Source organism: Ilyomonas limi (assembly GCF_005233845.1).
GTDB lineage: Bacteria > Bacteroidota > Bacteroidia > Chitinophagales > Chitinophagaceae > Ilyomonas > Ilyomonas limi.
Genome location: NZ_SZQL01000013.1, coordinates 159,201 through 178,633 on the forward strand (window position 1 = coordinate 159,201; position 19,433 = coordinate 178,633).

A 19,433-nucleotide genomic window follows, 5' to 3' on the forward strand; every position below is an offset into this window, starting at 1 on the left:
GTTTTTTAACCACAGCGTACACGTAGTTTTTCTTTGTATTCCCGGTGTTCTTTGCGGTTGTACATTGAACAGATAAATATGTTTATATTATAAATTATGAGACTTTCATTAATCATTGCAATAGCTTCATTGCCTGTGCTGCGATGCCCTCTTTATTTATTCCATAATGATTAAAAATGTCTGCCTGAGAACCTGTAACGGTATATTCATCGGGAATGCCTATGATTTTAAAAGGTTTGCAAATACCCTGTTGCAATAAATAAGCAGCGCAGGCCTCTCCTAATCCACCATATACACTATGTTCCTCCACAGTAACCACCGCTTTACATTGTTGGGCAACATGCGCCAGCAAATCCGTATCCAATGGCCGGATGGTATGCATACTGATAACGGTAGCTGTAATGTTCTTCTCTTTCAACAGATGTGCAGCTTCCAATGCAGGATAAACAGTTTCGCCACATGCTACTATTGCCACATCCGTTCCTTCCGTTATTACACGCCCTTTACCAAACTGAAACACTTCACCAGTTGTTTCCTTCAAAGGAGGCATAGGCTTTTTGCCAAAGCGCAAATACACCGGTGCATTTGTTTTGGCAGCCACTTCTATTGCCTGTTCTGTTTCATAATTATCTGCGGGTGCTACGATGATAATATTGTTGATGGCTCTCAAAGCCGCATAATCGTGCAGGCTGTGATGCGTAGTGCCCAAAGCGCCATAACTTACGCCGGCGCTGATACCAACGACATTTACAGGATTGTTGCTATATGCCACATCGTTCTTAATTTGCTCTAATGCCCTTGCCGTAAGAAAACAAGCCGGGGAGGTGGCAAACACCTTTTTTCCGCAGGAAGCAAGACCAGCCGCTACACCCACCAGGTTTTGCTCTGCAATGCCTACTTCAATAATTTGTGCAGGAAATTTTTTTCCAAAGGGCACCAGTTTGCCGGAGCCACGACTATCGCTGGTTACAGCAATAATATTGCTGTCTGTTTCCGCCAGCCGTTGCAATGTTTCGGAATAAATATCCAGATTAGCTTTATAAGGTAATGCGTTTACTTGTTCTGCCATAAGAGCCTCCCTAAATCCCTCTTAAAAAGGGACTTTATTACATCATCTTTAAATAGTTAATAATGATTCTTCTAATTCCCGTATTGCCTGCTTGTACTCTTCATTGGAAGGAACACCATGATGCCATTTTAAAGTATTTTCCATGTAGCTTACACCTTTTCCTTTGGTAGTATGCGCAATTAAAAAACTCGGCTTGCCTGCTTCAAACGGAAGATTACTTAAAACGTTTTTCAACGCTTCCACATCATTGCCATCCACCTCTTTTACAGCCCAGCCAAAACTTTTCCATTTCTCATCCAGCGGATCCGTATTACATACATCTGCCGTAGTAGCGGTTATCTGCAAATTGTTTTTATCCACGATAGCACAAAGATTATCCAGCTTATAATGTGCGGCACTTAAAGCAGCCTCCCAGTTGCTGCCTTCGGGCATTTCGCCATCACCTAATAAGGTAAATACTCTGAAATCTTTATTATCCAATTTGGCGGCAATTGCGGTACCCACGGCAATGGGCAAGCCATGCCCTAATGCACCTGTGTTTTGTTCCACCCCATTTACTTTGCGTGTTGGATGCCCGATATAATGGGATTTGTATTGGCATAACGTATTCAAATCTTCTTCCGGGAAAAAGCCTTTATCTGCCAATACCACAAACAATGCTTCTACCGTGTGTCCTTTACTCTGGATATACCTGTCGCGGTCTGGCGAAGTAAAATTTTGCGGTGATACATTCATGATTTCATTGTACAAAACATTTAAAATATCGGTACAGGAAAGGCTACCGCCCGTATGTCCTGCTTTTGCTTTTACAATGTATTGGAGTATTTTCTTACGATACTCAATAGATTTTTGTTTAAGCTCTTTTGTTGTCATTTTATTATCACTTTTTCCTGATGGTTCACATCAGGCTGTTCCAATTGAACTCCTTTAGGAGTTTGTATACCATCAGTGTTCAAATCCCTCGTCATTGCGGGTGGAGTGAAGCAATCTGTGCTATGCTGTAAACCATTATTAATAGCTTGGTTTGAATTTTATAACAAGATTTACGCAGTTAGCAAATACTAATGGTTTATCTTGATTATACTACCAGCCACTGATTGCTTCGCTCCGCTCGCAATGACGGAGATTACTTTACTTTCAAACACAACATTCAGGTTTCGAACACCTGTAGCTTGTATATTGTTATTCAAAATCATCTCCTTTAGAGTTTGTATAAAAGTCATTCGTGCACATAGGTTTCCCAGCCTAAATAGTTCTCAAGCGCTTCTTTAAGAATACCGGCAGTTTTACTGGCGTTCATTACCACATGGTGCTCAAAACCATTACGGCATACGTATTTCATCAATCCCTGTAAATTGTTTATTTGTGCTACGGCACGGTTGCCAAAAGTTTTTAATTCATCATTTGTTAATTCACCCTCACCCACATAAGCTTTAATAATGCCTTTACAATCATCTGTACTGATGCGCCCGTAAGTGAGTGGCATGGCAGGTGTGCGCCCGTCCAACGCACCATAGGTGTTTTCTGTACCAACGGTAGTACCCAATATAGGCGCCGTACTTATTTGTATATCGGGCAGAAAAGATTTAGCCCAGTTGCCGCAATGAAATAAAACGCACTTGGTATCATCGTCTGCATAGTTGTTGTTCCAATCAACCAAAGCACTGGGAGAGCCGCTGGCCAATTGCATAGCATACATACTGAGTGTACCTGTAACATCTACTTCGCAGGCGCTTGGCAGCATATTCTCGCTCATCATGCTCATGCTGGTACATACATTACAGCCATAGTTTTGTTGTAAGGAAGTCCAGCATTGAATAGCGGTGCAATCCAGCGCATTAGCCTCCATAAATTCCCTCAGCACTACATCCAGTTTTGCAATTTGAATTAGCTTATCACCCGGCGTTTTACCTGTTGATGTATAGGCATGAATTTTTTCCAATTTATCTTTTACCGATTGATCATTTGCGGTAAGCTTATTAGCATTGCCCAAAATCTCTGAAAGGTCAACCGTCGTTACAGATATGCCATTACGCTGTAATATTTTCTCACTATACCTAACAGTATTAAATGCAGTAGGCCTGGCACCTACTGCGCCAATACGCACACTTCTTAATCCATTTACTACCTTACAAACAGCTACAAAATCAAGCAGGTCTTTTTTAAAAGTTTCGTCGTTTAACGATGTTACATGCTTTGTAGTAAGCGAATATTTAATGCCATATTGATATAAGTTATTGCAAACAGAAATCTTACCACACCAGGAATCGCGGCGGTTTACTACATCCAGTTTATTCAGATTATCAGGATATGCCTGAATCAATACCGGCACATTGAGGTTGGCAAGCTTCAATGTTTCTGCTACTCCTTTTTCGTCGCCAAAATTGGGAAGCACTACCAGTACACCATCAATTTCACGGGCATGGTCACGAAATAAAGCGGCACATTTTTGTGCTTCGGCAAAGGTTTCTACGCCGCCCAACTTCGTGTCTGCATCACTAAGCATGACCGGCTTTATTTGTAACTGCTTTAAAAAGTCAATCAACTCTGCCCTTGCTTCAGCTACTAATCTATCAGGAAAAAAATCCCTGTTACCGATAATAATACCCAAAGTGGGTTGATAAAAAGAGCGCATTTTTAATAGTTAATTTTTAGAATAATTTATATGGATAATCGCACGTATTTATTTACTAATACCCTTCATTTTGAGTGATGGCCGGATTTTGAGTAATGACATATTGCGGTATAGGAAATAACAACCTGTCTTGAGTAACCAGTTTGCCCTTTGCTGTTAGTACAGCTACGGCTCTGCCTGTTCTCATCAGATCGAAATACCGGTGAAACTCCAACGCAAGCTCTACTCTCCTTTCATGTTCGAGCGCTGCATCTAACGTGGGATAAGTTGCAGAAGGATAACCGGCTGTACCATATAAAGCTAAACCTGCGCGGGCTCGAACCTGGTTCATATATTGCGGATCGCCGGTGGCTTCGGTTAACAATAACAACACATCTGCATAACGCAACACCATAAAATTATTTCTACTCAATTCCTGCGTGCCACTGGTAGGCGCGCCACGATCTTCCCATTTTTTAGGGAATTTAATAGCTACAAAATCGCCGCTTGCATTGGTATATCCGGTGTCTATAGATGCATCCCGCCTGGGGTCACCGGTTTCATACTCATTATACAAATCATCAGTCACCTGGTTGATACCACCGCCATACGCAGTAATTACGCCATTGGTAACAGGCGCAAATGCTGTCCAGTAAGGACTGTAAGGCGTACTGGCAGAGCCGCCTATAAACTGTATCTCAAAGATGGATTCTTTCGTGTTTTTAACGGTAGGTCCCCATAAGGAGGAATAGTCTGGCAATAGTTCGTATTGCTGACTGTTATACACATCCATTAATACGGCAGCAGCATTCGTTTTATCACCCATGGATAGATATACTTTGCCCAGCACTGTTTCGGCAGCACCTTTTGAAGCACGACCAGGCGCCGGTACAGCATCTGCCTGCGGAAGATGATCTACTGCAAACTTTAAATCGGATACTATCTGCGCATATACATCGGCAACGGGCGAGCGTAATATTTTATAGCTTTCTTCTGCACTTACTACTTTTGTAACGATGGGTACTTCTCCCCAAAGCTGCACCATATTGTAATAATACAAACCACGTAAAAATAGCATCTCTGCTTTTACACTGTTGGTATAAGCCTCGTCCAGGCCCGCAACATCAATCTTTTCCAACACATTATTGATATTAAATAAAGCTTTGTAATAGTCCCGCCAATACTGATACACCATCGTGTTGCTTGGCGTTTCTGTATGATCTCTTATTGCCCATTTATCTGCCTGTGTACCTGCTACGGCATATAGCGTTGCATTATCCGAGCGTATCTCTCCATACGACACGGCTTCTTCGGGATCGTAAATCACATACAATGTTGCATAAGCAGCATGAATGGCATTCTCAAAATCTGCCTTTGTTTTATAAAAATTGTTGGCATTGGCATTAGATATAGGACTAAGGTCAAGAAACGATTTTTTGCAACTAAATGCTAAGGTGCATACCGCTGCTATAATAATCTGTACTATATTTTTAGCTTTCATTATCATTACTCTTTTACTAATTAAAAATTGAGCTTTGCTCCAAATGTAACAACGCGTGGTACCGGGTAAGAGCCATAATCCACTCCATAGAAAGCACCTGTAGGCAATGCATTGGTGGAGGTGGAAGAAGGAACCGTTGCGGGGTAAGTCGTATTTTCCGGATCGTAGTTGGTGTACTTACTCCACAGATATACATTTTCAGCATTTACATACACTCTTATACCCTTTACAGGTAGCTTGTTAAGCCACTGTTGCGGAAGTGCATAGCTTAATCTTATATTTTTTAAACGCACCCATGTAGCATCTTCTACCCAATAGCTCGAAAAACCTTGCTCCATAGCAGTTGGGTTAATAGAAGGTTTGAAATGAATGCCATCGCCAGGATCGCTTTCAGAACGCCAGTAATTGGCAACACCTGCATACGCATTACGGCCGCCGTTCCAGATACCGAGATAGCGGGTGAGCTGGTTGGTAATTTCTCCACCAAATGATCCCTGAAACATAAACGAAAACTCGCAGCCTTTGTAATTAAACGTATTGACGATGCCTGCATTGAAATTGGCTTGCGCATTACCCAATGTAGTTTGGTCGTTAGCATCAATTACTTTATCATGGTTCACATCGCGCACAACAGGCTCACCGGGCGTAGTACCTTCCACATGTGGCGAGGCATCAATTTGTGCCTGATTTTTATATACTCCATCGAAAATATAACCGTAAAAATTAGATACCGGCTGGCCTACCTCTGTTTTCACCTGCACCACATAATCAGTAAATAATAAGGGCGCATTGCCGGGTCCTAATTGCAATACTTTATTCCTGTTAAGAGAGAGGTTGAAATCGGTAGTCCATTCAAACTTATTGACCAGATTTTTGGAAGTAAAACTAAATTCGAATCCTCTGTTTCTTACCCTTCCTATATTCGTTAGCTGGGTAGAAAAACCAGTAATATCAGGCACCGGAACATTTAATAACAAATTATTAGTAATGGAATTATAATAGTCTGCAGTTACATAAATCCTGTTCTTGAAGAGTCCCATTTCAACACCCACATCAAACTGGTTTGTTTTTTCCCAGCGCAAATCGGGGTTGCTGATATTGGCAACTGTAAGTCCGCTGCTTAAGTTACTGCCACTTACATAGTTGGATGCGGTAAGTAAGCTGATGGGACCATAGTTAGGAATCTGATTGTTACCGGCAACACCATAACTGGCTCTTAGTTTAAGATTGCTGATAAAATGTACATCATCCATAAATTTCTCACTGGATACTAACCAGCCTGCAGATGCAGACGGGAAATACCCGAATTGATGATTAAGCCCGAACCTGGAGCTACCATCGCGGCGAATGGCGGCTGATAAGAAATATTTGTTGGCGTAATTATAATTAATCCTGGCAAGATAAGATAGCAATGCCCATTCACTGGCTGTTGAAGTACCGGAACTAACTGTGCCCGCATTTAATGTAGGTACTAAATCGTTAGGAAAATTATTGGAAGTTAAAGAGCTATATTCTGTACGTTCATGCTGTGCAGTATAACCTAATAATACGTTGAACGTATGCAGATCAAACTTTTTATCATAAGTAAGCAAATTTTCAGATAACCAGTTGAGGCTATAATTTGTTATTGTTACACCCTGGGCCGGCGGCACAGAAGAATAACCATATCCTAAGCCTGCATTGGCATAAGAGTCGTACTTACTGTTATTCAAATTAGCACTGATACTGGTTTTAAATTTTAAACCATTAACAATGTTATATTCAAGATAACCGGTAGCCAGCGTGTTAAACGATTTATTTTTCTGAGCAATTTCTCTTGTTAGAGAATAAGGATGCCACTCAATTAAATCGCTGTATGGTATAAACCGGTACCAGGTGGAAGTAGGATCTCTGAAACCGAGGCTTCCTGTTTCTGTATATACCGGAAAAACAGGATCGCTTTGCAAGCCCAGGCTTACCACATCGCTTTTACCCGCAGTGCCATTGGTTCTGTCGAATATGCCGCTCAGCGAAAGGTTGGTACCCGCAGTAAAATGATCAGATATTTTGTGTCTTAGATTCGTACGCACCGTAAGGCGTTTATAGTAGTTAGCATCTAAAACGGCATCCTGGTCTAAGTAGCCCGCAGATACCAGGAACTGTGTTTTTTCTGAACCACCGGATACAGACACCATTGCATTTTTCAAAGGAGCCGTGCGAAACATTACGTCCTGCCAATTGGTACCCTTACCAAATTGTTGGGGATTATTGATAAAATCTTCAGGGATTTTGTAAGCTGAAGTTCTGACATCATTTGGATCGGCTACTGAATGTGTAGTCGGATCCAAAGCAACCCAGGCATTATTATGAGCATCCACATAATAATGAATGAACTGTTGCGCATCCATCATATTTACCCGCTGTGCTACTTCCTGCGTACCATATTCGATAGTAGCACCTACAACGGATTGCCCGCTTTTACCCAGTTTGGTAGTTACAATTACAACCCCATTTGCGCCCCTCGAACCATAAATGGCAGCAGAAGAAGCATCTTTTAAAATATCTACCGATGCAATATCCTGCGGGTTAATGTAATTCAGATTAAAATTTTCAAGCGGCACGCCATCTACCACATACAAAGGGTTGGTACCTGCAGTAATGGAGCTGGTTCCACGAATTTTTATAATGGGCGACGAACCAGGTGCACCTTGTGCCTGTGTGATACTCACACCAGGAAGCTGACCGGCTAATGATTGCGTGATATTGCTGTTGGTGCGGTCTTTAAAATCATCATATTTTACAGTGGCTATAGAGCCGGTAACTGCTCTCCTGTTTTGGGTACCATACCCCACCACCACTACATCTTCCAGCTTTGCAGTGGTTCTTTTCATATATATGATTACCGGGCTGTTGGTCGTCGCATTTATTTCTCCGCTGGCATATCCTACAGAAGAATACTGGAGCGTAGCGCCATCCGATGGAACAGCAATGGTAAACTTACCCTGTTCATTAGTGGCAGTGGATGATTGCTCATTCTCTACTTTAATGGTTACACCCGGCAAAGGCTGATGAGTAGAATCATCCAGCACCTTACCCGAAATAACCTGGGTTTGCGCGTGTAGTTGAAGAAAGGTTATTAGCATACTAATAAGCAATATGTTTTGCAAGAGTCGCTTTTTACACATACGGTATGTTTACTTTTGTATATGAATAGGAAATGATATGGTTAGTAAAGCACTTATAGCATTACTGCTGTATTTCTATTAATTAACTCCAAAGTTTATTGTTACATACACCTGTTAAAAGGCAGCAACTTAATTTTATTCACATACCAGCCGTTCCATCATTTTTAAAAGAGGAATTATTCCAATCAATGAAGCGCGAAAGGCATAACATCGTTGTTAGTGTTTTCATATATCAAGGCCCCGGCAATAGCTATTCAACCTGACCTTATTACAGTGAATGAATATGTACTAAAAGATGATAGTTACAATTCAGTAGTTCATCTTATAAAGCAATGCTATGCAGATTTTGGCAGAAATAAATCAACTTCTTACACTTTATTTACGTAAACGTTTTCGTTAATTATATACGTCAAGTGCGCCTCTGCATATAATAAAACACGCTTATTCATTTCATTACGGACATGTTCATTTCTATCGCGTATTTTTAATGCAATGCTTATTTATCTTTTTTGACGCCTGAAGAAATTACAACAGCATTATAAATGTTATATTTTTATGTAAATAAGACTATATCAAAACTTTATTTGTTGAATAGGTAATTCTCTGCCTTTAATAGCGCTGTATGGTTGTATATAAAAACTATACTGATAATCTTCTGTTTTAATCTGATATTGTTCCAACGGTGCTGCCACCTGGCTCCAGCTATCATTGCCGCCAACGCCCATCTGTATCAAATCAATATTCAGCGTAATAAAACCAGGATCTTTCAGATCAATCGTATGCTTTGCATTGTTCATGTTTCCTTCTGTATATCGCCATGCACTCATGCTAAGCAAACTGTCAGCAACAATCAACAAACCACTATTAGCTACCGAATCTTTTAAATACATCCAGCGTACATCTGTTCTGTTGCCATTCTCCTGCGGCACCACATACGGTTCATCAAATTCCGATAAAGGCAATTGATAAACACCCACATTAAATCCATAATTTTTATCAATATAATTTTCATACAAACCTCTGCCGTACCATTGTATCGTTGTATCGGCATGACTGATGCCACATTGCATACCCACTTTCGGAATGTTGGGTAAACTATCATTGGCATTAAGTGTGTAATTCACTTTTATTATACCATTGCCTGTAATGGAATACACAACTCTTACCGAAGCAGCATCTTTAATGGTGTTGTAGTTACTTGTAATTTTTATAAGATTACCGGATGTCTGCTCCGCTTTCATATTCATCAATTCCGGCTTTGCATCGTACCATTGTTTTAACAGCTTTTGCGGCTTCCAGCCTCTTCTGTCATTGTCGGTTAATGGTCTTGTAAAATGTGGTAATAATGGTTGAAAAATTTGTTGTACATCATTTTGAATGTACGATGATAAAGCACCGTTGCTTTTGCTGAATTGTATAGTAAAGTCTTTACCGTTAATTATATAACTCCTGTCGTTCTGCTTCAAATCTATTTTTCCAGCAGGTATTTTGTTAATGGTATAATGCGGATGATTCAATGGTAATTGCACATCAGCCACTTCAAAACCGGCACTTGCCCAAGGCTTATTTGCTGCTAACAGAAAATGCAGTTCAACAAAATATTCCGCCTGTTCATCCAGCTTTGGAATGTGGGTTGCCACATCAAGTACACTGTCTTTTCCGGCAGGCAAATCAATACGCTTTAGCTCTTTATCTACAATCACTCTTCCATCTTTTTGGATAATAAGATGTGGCACCAATTCATTTGCGTTCATCACGGCATAACGGTTTATCAAATGAATTAAGCCTTTCGTGCTGTCTTTCCAATCGGCATCTATTCCCTGGAAAACACGCTTACATTCATACATGCCCGATTTGGGTCTGCCATCCGCCGCAACCAAGCCTTTTATAGTGAAGTTGTCGTGATATTTTCCACCAAAATCTCCACCATACGCATAATAGGCTCTGCCCAAACTATCTCTTTTCACCAATGCCTGATCTTTAAATTCCCATATACAACCGCCAATTACTCTTGGCAAACTGCGCCACTGATCCCAGAACTCTTTGATGTTGCCAACGCTGTTGCCCATAGCATGTGCATACTCGCAAAAAAAGATAGGGCGTTTATCGCCATTCGGCTGATTAATTAACAAAGGCGCTGTGTATAATGCTGGATACATGCGACTCACCACATCCACGTAATACTGATCGAGTGGGTTTTGTAAACGATGCGAATGGTCATTTGATTTCGGATAACACGGATCTGAAGGATCTATATAACCGGAATCTTTAGGGCTGCCCATTGCCGGTTCGTAATGCACCGGTCTGGTTATATCAAAGTCATGTATCCAGCCAGCCATTGCCGCATGATTGGGTCCGCGACCGGCCTCATTTCCCAAACTCCAGAAAATAATGGAAGGATGATTTTTATCACGCAATGCCATGCGTGTAATACGTTCCAGATAAGCGCCTGTCCACATTGGATCATTGCTCAGTTTACCACCCAAACCATGCGTTTCTAAGTTGGCTTCGTCAATCGTCATAATACCAAATTCATCACACAAATCAAGTATATAAGGATCAGGTGGGTAATGGCTGAAACGAATACAGTTGAAGTTGAACTGTTTGATGGTTTTTACATCCTGCAACATATCTTCTCTGCTTATTGCTTTGCCTTTTGTGGGATGATGATCGGGATGATTAACACCATATAAATACGTGAGCTTTCCATTAATAAGCAGTTTGCTGTTCTCCTTTGAAAATTCAATAGAACGAAAGCCCAGCCTGCACGATTTTGCTTCGAGCACATTACCTGCAGCATCTTGCAGCGATAAAACCAATGTATATAAATTGGGTTCTTCGGTGCTCCATTTTTTTGGGTTGATGATTGTTGTTTGCAATAAACCAAACTTCACATTATCCAGGCGCGGATAAATTTCATTCACGATAGAATCAACAGTAACGGATAATGAGCTGGATAAAACAGTTTGTTTATCATCATCATACAACTGTACTTTCAACACATAACCATTCACTTCTTTGCCGGTATAGTTATCAATGCGCGGACGAATGCTTAATGTCCAATTTTTATATGCTTTACCAGGTTTTGTTTGATAAAAGAAATCGGCAATGCGTAACGTTGGTTCAGCCAGCAAATATACTTCGCGATGAATGCCGCTTAATCGCCATTGATCCTGGTCTTCCAGGAAACTGCCATCGCTCCAGCGTATCACCCAAACCGAAATAACATTTTCACCATCCTGCAGATAAGGCGTGATATTAAATTCAGAAGGTAAGAAACTATCTTCAGCATAACCCGCAAATTTTCCATTAATCCATAGCTTATAGGCAGAACTTACGCCGCCAAAATGCAGTGTAACATTCATATTCTTCCAGGATGCAGGCAAATTAAAGGTGCGTTGATAGCAGCCAACACCGTTATAATCTTTAGGCACATTTGGCGGGTTTACCGGACGAAAAGGATAGACGGCGCTTTTGTAAATCGGTTTATCATAGCCTTGCATCTCCCAGTTGGAAGGTACTATAATTTTCTTCCATCCATGCACACGGCTTTTATAAAAATTGTAGGGTGCATCATCCGGCTTTAATGCAAAAGAGAAATCCCATTCGCCGTTCAAGTTCATATAGCGGGATGTTTTATCGCGGTTACATGTTAAAGCATCTTCTGTGTTTGTAAATGAATAAGCAGTGGCTCTCGATTTATCCCTGTTGATGCCACTCACCAATGGATCTTCATACGGTTTCCTGTCATAGATGGTTGGTACGGCAGGGATCGCCGCAGGTGTTTTATCAACCAATTGCGCAAATACAGGTAAGTTGAAACAGATAAGTAATATTGCAATAAAGCTTCCTTTCATTAATGTGAATTATTTATATGATTGAACCATTTTGGAGTTATAAATCCTAAAGAAATCAACCTTTGAATCCTTCCTGCCAACTATGCCTTTAGCTCAGTATGCTACAGAAGCATTTTTACTATATTTAGTATTGCAGCAATTTATTGGCAGGTGGCTTTGGGGTTCTCCCTTCAGTAGAAAGGATGGTATAAACTGAAAAGGGAATAAAAACGCTAAAAAGTTTCATTAATGATTGTGTAATTAATACCATCGAACACTTATAATCCAATAATTCTTTTCAACTCTATCTTATTACAGGCATCCAAACAGCCATATCGGTTTTACCTCTGTTTGCCCAGGCATAATAAGGAATCAATGTAATATTTACAGGCGCTGTTTTATTATTTATTTCATGATACAATGCCCCGTTCCAGTTGCCGTGCTGCATCAACTGCGCTGTTCCTGTTAATGCCATCATATGATTGTTATCAATCTGTTTTGATTGAAGTGAAAACCGTATGTTAACAGGAATGGCAACATCAAAAACATTTTCATCATTATTGATGTCTGCAGACTCCAGGCAATACACAACAGGACCGCGCTTTACAGCAACCTGGTTGCGTGTGGCTTCCACCAGCGGATTAGCTTCGATGAGTTGCACAGGCATATCCATTACCAGTTCGATCTTATCACCTGCTTTCCATTGTTTATTTAAGGCTTTATACATACTTCCTTTCACATTATCATACACCATCTTACCATTAATTTTTATAGATGCGTGATGACACCAACCGGGAATGCGCAAATAAATATTGAATGCCTTTGCAGGCGCCTGTTGTATATTAATAACAACATTGCCATTCCATGGATAACCGGTTTGTTGTTCAAGCCGAAGCACACTGCCATCTTTCAGCTTTGCATTTAAATTGTTGGCACTGTATAAATGCACATACAAACCAGCATCTGATAAGCTATACATATAACTGCCAGCCTCTGCAATGGTGCGTACCGCATTGGGCGGGCAGCAGTTGGATAAAGCAATATAAGGCTGCCGTCCCCCCTCCCATCTCAAATGATATGGATAATCAGCAGATGACGTCAGTGGATTGGTGTAAAAGAATTTTGTTCCGCCTAAACTCACGCCACTTAAAATGCTATTATACAATTCCAGTTCCATCACATCGGCATACTTCGCTTCGCCAGTTATATTCAACATGCGATAGTTCCATAATAAATTACCAATGTTTGCGCAGGTTTCGTTGTGGGCGGTTAAGTTAGGTAATTGGTATTGCTGACCATATGCCTGATGAATTCTTTGCACCGTATCCGGGTTATAGGAAGTACCGTTTACCGAAACGCCATCGTACAAAGCACCGCAACCACCAGTTATATACATCTTATGATGCGTTACATCATCCCACAATGTATTGAGTGCAGTAAGCAATGTTTTATCGCCATCTTCGGCATACACATCAGCCGCACCGGCAAATAAATAATTGGCTCTTACCGCATGACCAACCACATGATCCATATCGCGGAAAGGTTGGCGGTCTGAGTTATCATCTGTACCGGTTACTGTTCCTCGTATATCTATGAGCCTTTCTGCAAGTTTCAAATAGGTATCCTCCTGCGTAGTTCTGTATAGTTCCGTTAAGCCCATGTAATGAGATGGACAAATGGCATTGCGGGCTTGTTCGGGCGTTGCTTTATCATAAAAGCGAGCCAAAAAATTAGCCGCTTTTTTTGCAATATCCAATAAGGAAGTTTTACCAGTTGCACGGTAGTGCACACAAGCTGCTGTCATCAAATGACCAAAATTGTAGGCTTCAAAACTCAGTTTGTCATCAAACATTTTTTTGTCGCCTGTTCTGTTTTGTTCGATGATATTTTTGGTGTAGATATAACCATCGGAGCGTTGCGCTTTTGCTATCACTGCAATCGCATTGTCCATCATTGTATCCAGCCTTTTATCTTTCGTAACTGCATACATGGCAGCCACAGCTTCCAACGTTTTATAAAAATCACCATCGTGGAAAGAAGGACCTTTAAAACTGCCGGTATCTATACCTGCCGCAATTTTAAAATTCTCAAAAGAATGACTGATATTGGCACTGGTATATACCTTCCACAAATGCGGTATCATAGAGTCTTTACACACATCAAAACGTTCTTTCCAAAATCCGCCGGTGAAATGTACGGCATCCATCGGCACGCCGGAAAACTTTGCATATTTACTGTTATTTGTATTTACTAAATCAGTTTGGGCAAACGCAACCACATGTACAAATACCATTAAACAGCCTGTTAATTTCTTCCACATGATCTACATTGCTTTATAGGTTATTGTATAATTAATATTAGGCTCAAGCCGCATTTCATACACATTATCACCCAGTGTTTTTATCATTATGTTATTTCCTTTAGGAACTGTTCTACTTTTTATATGAAGTATTCCTTCTCCTTCCGTTGCTTTTATTTTTATTTGCTTTGTATCACAATGCAATTCAATACTACCATGTGGTGTGGGTACTTTCCCTTCCATCCATTGCAAGCCGCCCAATGAAGGCTGCACCGTATATGTTGCATACCCTGGTGACGTTGGCGATACACCTAAATAATATTTACCCAATAAATAAACAGGGCTGGCACCCCAGGCATGACAAAGACTTTTGCCAAATGCTCTTCCATACATCGCATAATGTTCCGTATCTTGTTTTGATGGATCATATTCTTCCCAAAAAGAAGTGGCACCGAGTTGTAACATGCCGCCCCAGTAATCTCTCATTTCCTGTAACACATGTTGCTGATCGCCTAAAGCACACAGAGCTTCCAGTTCATAAAAACGCATGTAAGGCGTTGTGATCTTTTGCACACTATCGTTAAGCAATACATTATCTTTTATTTCTTGTTCCTGTTTGGGCGTAAAGTAGTGGAAGAAAATACCAAACATATTTGCATAACGTGTTACATTGCTGGTGGGCACACCATTAATGCGGCTATGCACTAATGCTTTTTTCTGCTCATTCCAGTAATAAGCAAACAATTTTTTCTTTACATTTTTTGCCAGCTTTGTATAAGCGGCAGCACCTTTTGCATCGTTATTAATATTTGCACAAAGCGCTATTGTCTCCAGGCTTCTGCAAAAAAGCATTTGTTCAAAGCTTACTTCTCCCTGTTTGCTTAAACCAGCTGCCCAGTCAATAAATATCCAGTCTCCGGGTAGGCCTTCCATCAATCCATCTTTATTCCTTCTTTGCAAACAAAAATCCATGAGCGTTTGCATGCGTGGATAATTTTGTTTAATAAAGGCTGTATCACCGGAATACAGGTAGTAATCATAGATGCTCAAGAACCAGTAAAATGTATAATCCATGATAGTATTGATGTGTGACGTAACCGGGTCTTTACCACGCAAAGCATAGATGGTGCGCTTCACGGTTTCATCATCATTCATCAGGTAGTAATTCATCAGATAGCTCTGGTATGCATCGCCGCTCCACACCCATCGGTCTCGCTTAATGCCATCAATAAAAAATTCCCTGGTGTTTAAATGCAACGTGTATTTCGCCACATCATAAATCTTATTGATGAGTGTATCGGAACAACGGAAACTTCCTTTGTCGGGTATATCCACATATTCATATAGCATACAAACAGAATCGACCGTAAATCCTGGTGCTGTTTCCAGTTTTACATACCTGAATGCTTTGGATAAAGGCAAGGTAGAATCTGTATTTACATCCTTGTCAAAATGCAAACGATCCAATGTGATGGCTTCTGAATCGCTCATTGCTTCTTCTTTGCTTTCACCATAAATGATGTTGATACTGCCCTTGCCTTTTATGCCATGCAATTGTATATAACCAAAGGTTTCCTTACCAAAATCTATCAATGAAGTATCACCCTTTTTGATAACCGATACAGGCGCTTGCGGTTGTACAGCCAACTTAAATTGCGATGGTGGAGATGAAGGATCATTAAAATTACTGCTGCCTGCATTTACCCATTTTGTTGCGGAAATATCAGATGTTTTGCCGGTTTCATCAATCCATTCCTTGTCTTCATAAGTGAGCAGCCAGCTTGTATCGGAAACAATGGTTTTGCCTTGTACGAATATTGCTGGCACAGTTCCCTGAGAAAAAACTTTTACGTTAATCTTATGTGTACCTGCCGGAATGGTAATTATTAACGGAGTACCTTCCTGCAACTGACCATCGATTTTTACATTGTATCTGCCTTCTGCATAAATGTGTACATCTTCGGCTTGTTGCAGGGTAAATGTCTTATGAAAATCCATCAGCACATAATGGTTATCCATTTTCCAGAACACCGGAAAAAAACTGCCACGATCAGTTCTGCGGTTTTGCATTTGATTACTGAGCCATATTTCATAATCGCCCGGATACCAGATCCAGGTTGCTTTTTGTGCGAATGAGGATAATGAGAATAAAAAGAAGAATAGAGTTATACAGATAAATTTAGCTAGGCTGCCTTCCCTTAAAGAAGTCAAAATGTCTCTCAGTTTAGTAATGCAAAAAATGTATTTATTAAATAGTTTCATATTTAAAATCCATTGAAAAAAAAGTATAAAAAAATCATTACTACGGCTAATGAAAACCATGCTATCCACACGCGTTTTGTTGGCTTTGGCAGATCGGAATCATCAATAAAATTGGTTGTCTTTTTATTTTGACTTAATGATATGACAACCGCAATAAGGAGTAACAATAAAAAGATATAAAACGATAACAACAGGTAATGCGGCCAGCTGTTGTATTGCTTTGCAGGGAATATCCAGAGATATAAAATACCGATGCCGAGGCTGATAGCGGAGCCAATGGATAAGGTAAAATTAACGGCAGCTTTTGTGGTACGTTTCCAAAAAACAGTTAATAAAAAAATAACTGCCAGTGGCGGTGCAATAAAACCAAGTACCGCCTGAAACACATCAAAAAGATTAAGCCCCTTAATGCTGTCGATGGCAACAGCCATCAATATAGCGAAGATGCAACCCGCAACAACAGTGATGCGGCCAACTTTTATAATCTGTTGCGTGGTGGCTGCGGGGTTTATCTTCTTTACATAAATGTCTGTCGCAAACACAGTGCTTAATGCATTGAGCGATGAACCAATGCTACCCACCAGCACAGCAATTAATACAACAATCACCAACCCATTCAAACCCGGTGGAAAAAGGTTGGTAACAAGCGTCATGTACGCTTCATTCGGATCGCTGAGATGCGGAAATAATTCATAACACACAATGCCGGGAACAATAAATAAAGGCAGCGATAAAATTTTCAACCAGCTAATAAAATTCAAACCTAACTGACCTTGTTCAAGATTGCGTGCACCTAAGACAGATTGCACCATTGCCTGGTCGGTACAAAAGAAGGCAACGGCAGCAACCGGATAACCAAACAAAATAGCGGGCCATGGATAGTTCTTATCGCCAGCTCCATGAATTAAATTCCAGTAATGATACGGCGCTTTGTTAAATAACGCTGTTACACCACCTACTTTGTACACGCCTACAATGGCTAACAGCAATGATACAGCAATAAGTAAAATCATCTGGAAAACATTTACTCTTGCAATGGCTTTTAAACCGCCGGTAAAAGCAAACAGACCGGCAAACGCCACTAATGCAATCACCGATTGCCACATGGGAATGCCGAGTATTTGCCTTACCAAAAAACCGCCTGCAAATAATCCTAATGAAAGCCACGATATTAATATTTTGATGAGTGCATACCAGGCTAATATGGTTCTTGTGCTATCACCATAACGGTTGCCCATAAACTCCGGCATGGTGGTTACTTTGCGGGCAAGGTATCTTGGCGCAAACACCATTGCCATTAAAAAAAGGAATACAAATGCATACCATTCAAAGTTGCCCGCCACTATGCCTGTAGTATAACCGATGCTTGCAAATGCCAGTAACATAGAGGGACCTACATTGGTGCCCCACATATTAAAACCGATGCTGTACCAGTTAAGTGAACGCCCGGCAAGAAATAAAGTTTCTTCTTCTTGTTTCTTACCAAAACTTGCCCTATAGCCAATGTATAGCAATATCAGCAGGTAGGCTGCAACTATACCGTAGTCCAGTGGCTGCAATTTGGATAAGATATCATTCATTGACGTGAGTAGTGGATGGTGAGTTGTGAGTAAGAAGATGACTTAGTCCATGTTCTTTTAAAATTTCTTTTACTATTACCGGCTTGCCTGTTTGCAGGCTTTTATCCATTGCCTGCAATAGTGCAACGGTTACAATGCCTTCCTGCATATCGGGATAGGCGGTAAAGTTTTGCTCTATAGAATCCGCAAAATATTCAAGGTAATTCTGGTACTCGCCTGCATGATGGCTTTGTCCTTCAAAACGGAAATAATATTTAAGCGTGGCATCACCCCAAACAATGATCCTTTCTTCACCTGTTTTATCGGTTATAGCATATCTCAGTTCATGGTAATCTGCCTGGCTGGCACCTGCTGTGCCACGCAAAATACAGGTCATTCCGCTGTCTCTTTGCGCAGGCTGTGTGGGCCCTGTATAACTACCGCTCACGCTTGCAATACGCCCGTCAGCCGCTCTAAAAATAAAGTGCATGGTATCTTCATTTTTTAAACCGGCATCTTTACCATTAGCGCTAATCATGCCATAGCCCATTACTTCTTCAATATTGGGCAAATACCATCTTATAAAATCAACCGGATGGCTTAACCCACCATACAACCATTTAAACGACTTTTCCAATGCCCACTTCTTTTCTAAAAACCAACGATGATCGGCATTGTAATTACTTTCTACTGTTATCAGTTTTCCAATTTCACCGGCTTCAAAATCTTTGCGCTGCCGCATTGCAGGTTCAAAGAACCTGGAGCTTTGTCCTATAAAAACTTTTTTACCGGTTTGTTGTTGCAATGCAAGCAATTCATTAGCCACTGATAAATCATCAATAAAAGGCTTTGTACATACCACATGTTTGTTGTGCAGTAAAGCCTGTTTTACATGTTCGGCATGTAAATGATCGGGCGTATAAATAGCAATCACATCAATGCTTTCATCATTCAGCAAGTCATCATACTGTGTGGTGTAATGATGAAAATTGAACTCTTTCGCACGATGTTTACATAGTTCCATATTAGCATCACAAATGGTTTTTAATTGCCATTTGCTGCTTTGCAATACAGCAGATATGGTACTTCTGCCTTCACCCAAACCTAAAATTCCAATATTTAACATGTT

Annotated in this window: 10 protein-coding genes; all 10 read right to left on the reverse strand. The window is 40.6% G+C overall.

Going from position 1 to position 19,433, the window contains the following annotated elements:
- Window positions 1-112: 112 nt before the first annotated feature.
- Window positions 113-1,069 (reverse strand): transketolase family protein, encoded by a 957-nt coding sequence (locus tag FC093_RS16110; protein WP_137262833.1) that lies wholly within the window; start codon window positions 1,067-1,069, stop codon window positions 113-115.
- Window positions 1,070-1,117: 48 nt separating this feature from the next.
- On the reverse strand, window positions 1,118-1,942 hold the full coding sequence (locus tag FC093_RS16115; protein WP_137262834.1) for a transketolase: 825 nt from the start codon (window positions 1,940-1,942) through the stop codon (window positions 1,118-1,120).
- Between the two features lie 346 nt (window positions 1,943-2,288).
- A complete protein-coding gene (locus FC093_RS16120; protein WP_137262835.1) occupies window positions 2,289-3,704 on the reverse strand; it encodes an L-fucose/L-arabinose isomerase family protein in 1,416 nt (471 codons plus the stop codon).
- A 55-nt stretch (window positions 3,705-3,759) separates the two neighbouring features.
- Window positions 3,760-5,184, reverse strand: a complete 1,425-nt coding sequence (locus FC093_RS16125; protein WP_137262836.1) for a RagB/SusD family nutrient uptake outer membrane protein — start codon at window positions 5,182-5,184, stop codon at window positions 3,760-3,762.
- Between the two features lie 20 nt (window positions 5,185-5,204).
- Entirely contained in the window at window positions 5,205-8,306 is a 3,102-nt protein-coding gene (locus tag FC093_RS16130) for a SusC/RagA family TonB-linked outer membrane protein (protein ID WP_206106593.1), read from the reverse strand.
- A 614-nt stretch (window positions 8,307-8,920) separates the two neighbouring features.
- On the reverse strand, window positions 8,921-12,205 hold the full coding sequence (locus tag FC093_RS16135) for a glycoside hydrolase family 2 TIM barrel-domain containing protein (protein WP_137262838.1): 3,285 nt from the start codon (window positions 12,203-12,205) through the stop codon (window positions 8,921-8,923).
- A gap of 283 nt (window positions 12,206-12,488) precedes the next feature.
- Window positions 12,489-14,504 carry an aceric acid hydrolase gene (locus FC093_RS16140; RefSeq protein WP_137262839.1) on the reverse strand — a complete coding sequence of 672 codons (2,016 nt, stop codon included), beginning with the start codon at window positions 14,502-14,504 and terminating at the stop codon, window positions 12,489-12,491.
- Between the two features lie 3 nt (window positions 14,505-14,507).
- Complete coding sequence (locus FC093_RS16145; RefSeq protein WP_137262840.1) at window positions 14,508-16,553, reverse strand: alpha-L-rhamnosidase-related protein; 2,046 nt, start codon at window positions 16,551-16,553, stop codon at window positions 14,508-14,510.
- Window positions 16,554-16,747: 194 nt separating this feature from the next.
- Window positions 16,748-18,325 (reverse strand): sodium:solute symporter family transporter, encoded by a 1,578-nt coding sequence (locus FC093_RS16150; protein ID WP_137262841.1) that lies wholly within the window; start codon window positions 18,323-18,325, stop codon window positions 16,748-16,750.
- Window positions 18,318-19,430, reverse strand: coding sequence for a Gfo/Idh/MocA family protein (locus FC093_RS16155; protein ID WP_137262842.1), 1,113 nt, complete (start codon window positions 19,428-19,430; stop codon window positions 18,318-18,320). The genes FC093_RS16150 and FC093_RS16155 overlap by 8 nt, the downstream gene beginning before the upstream one ends.
- Between the last annotated feature and the right edge of the window lie 3 nt (window positions 19,431-19,433).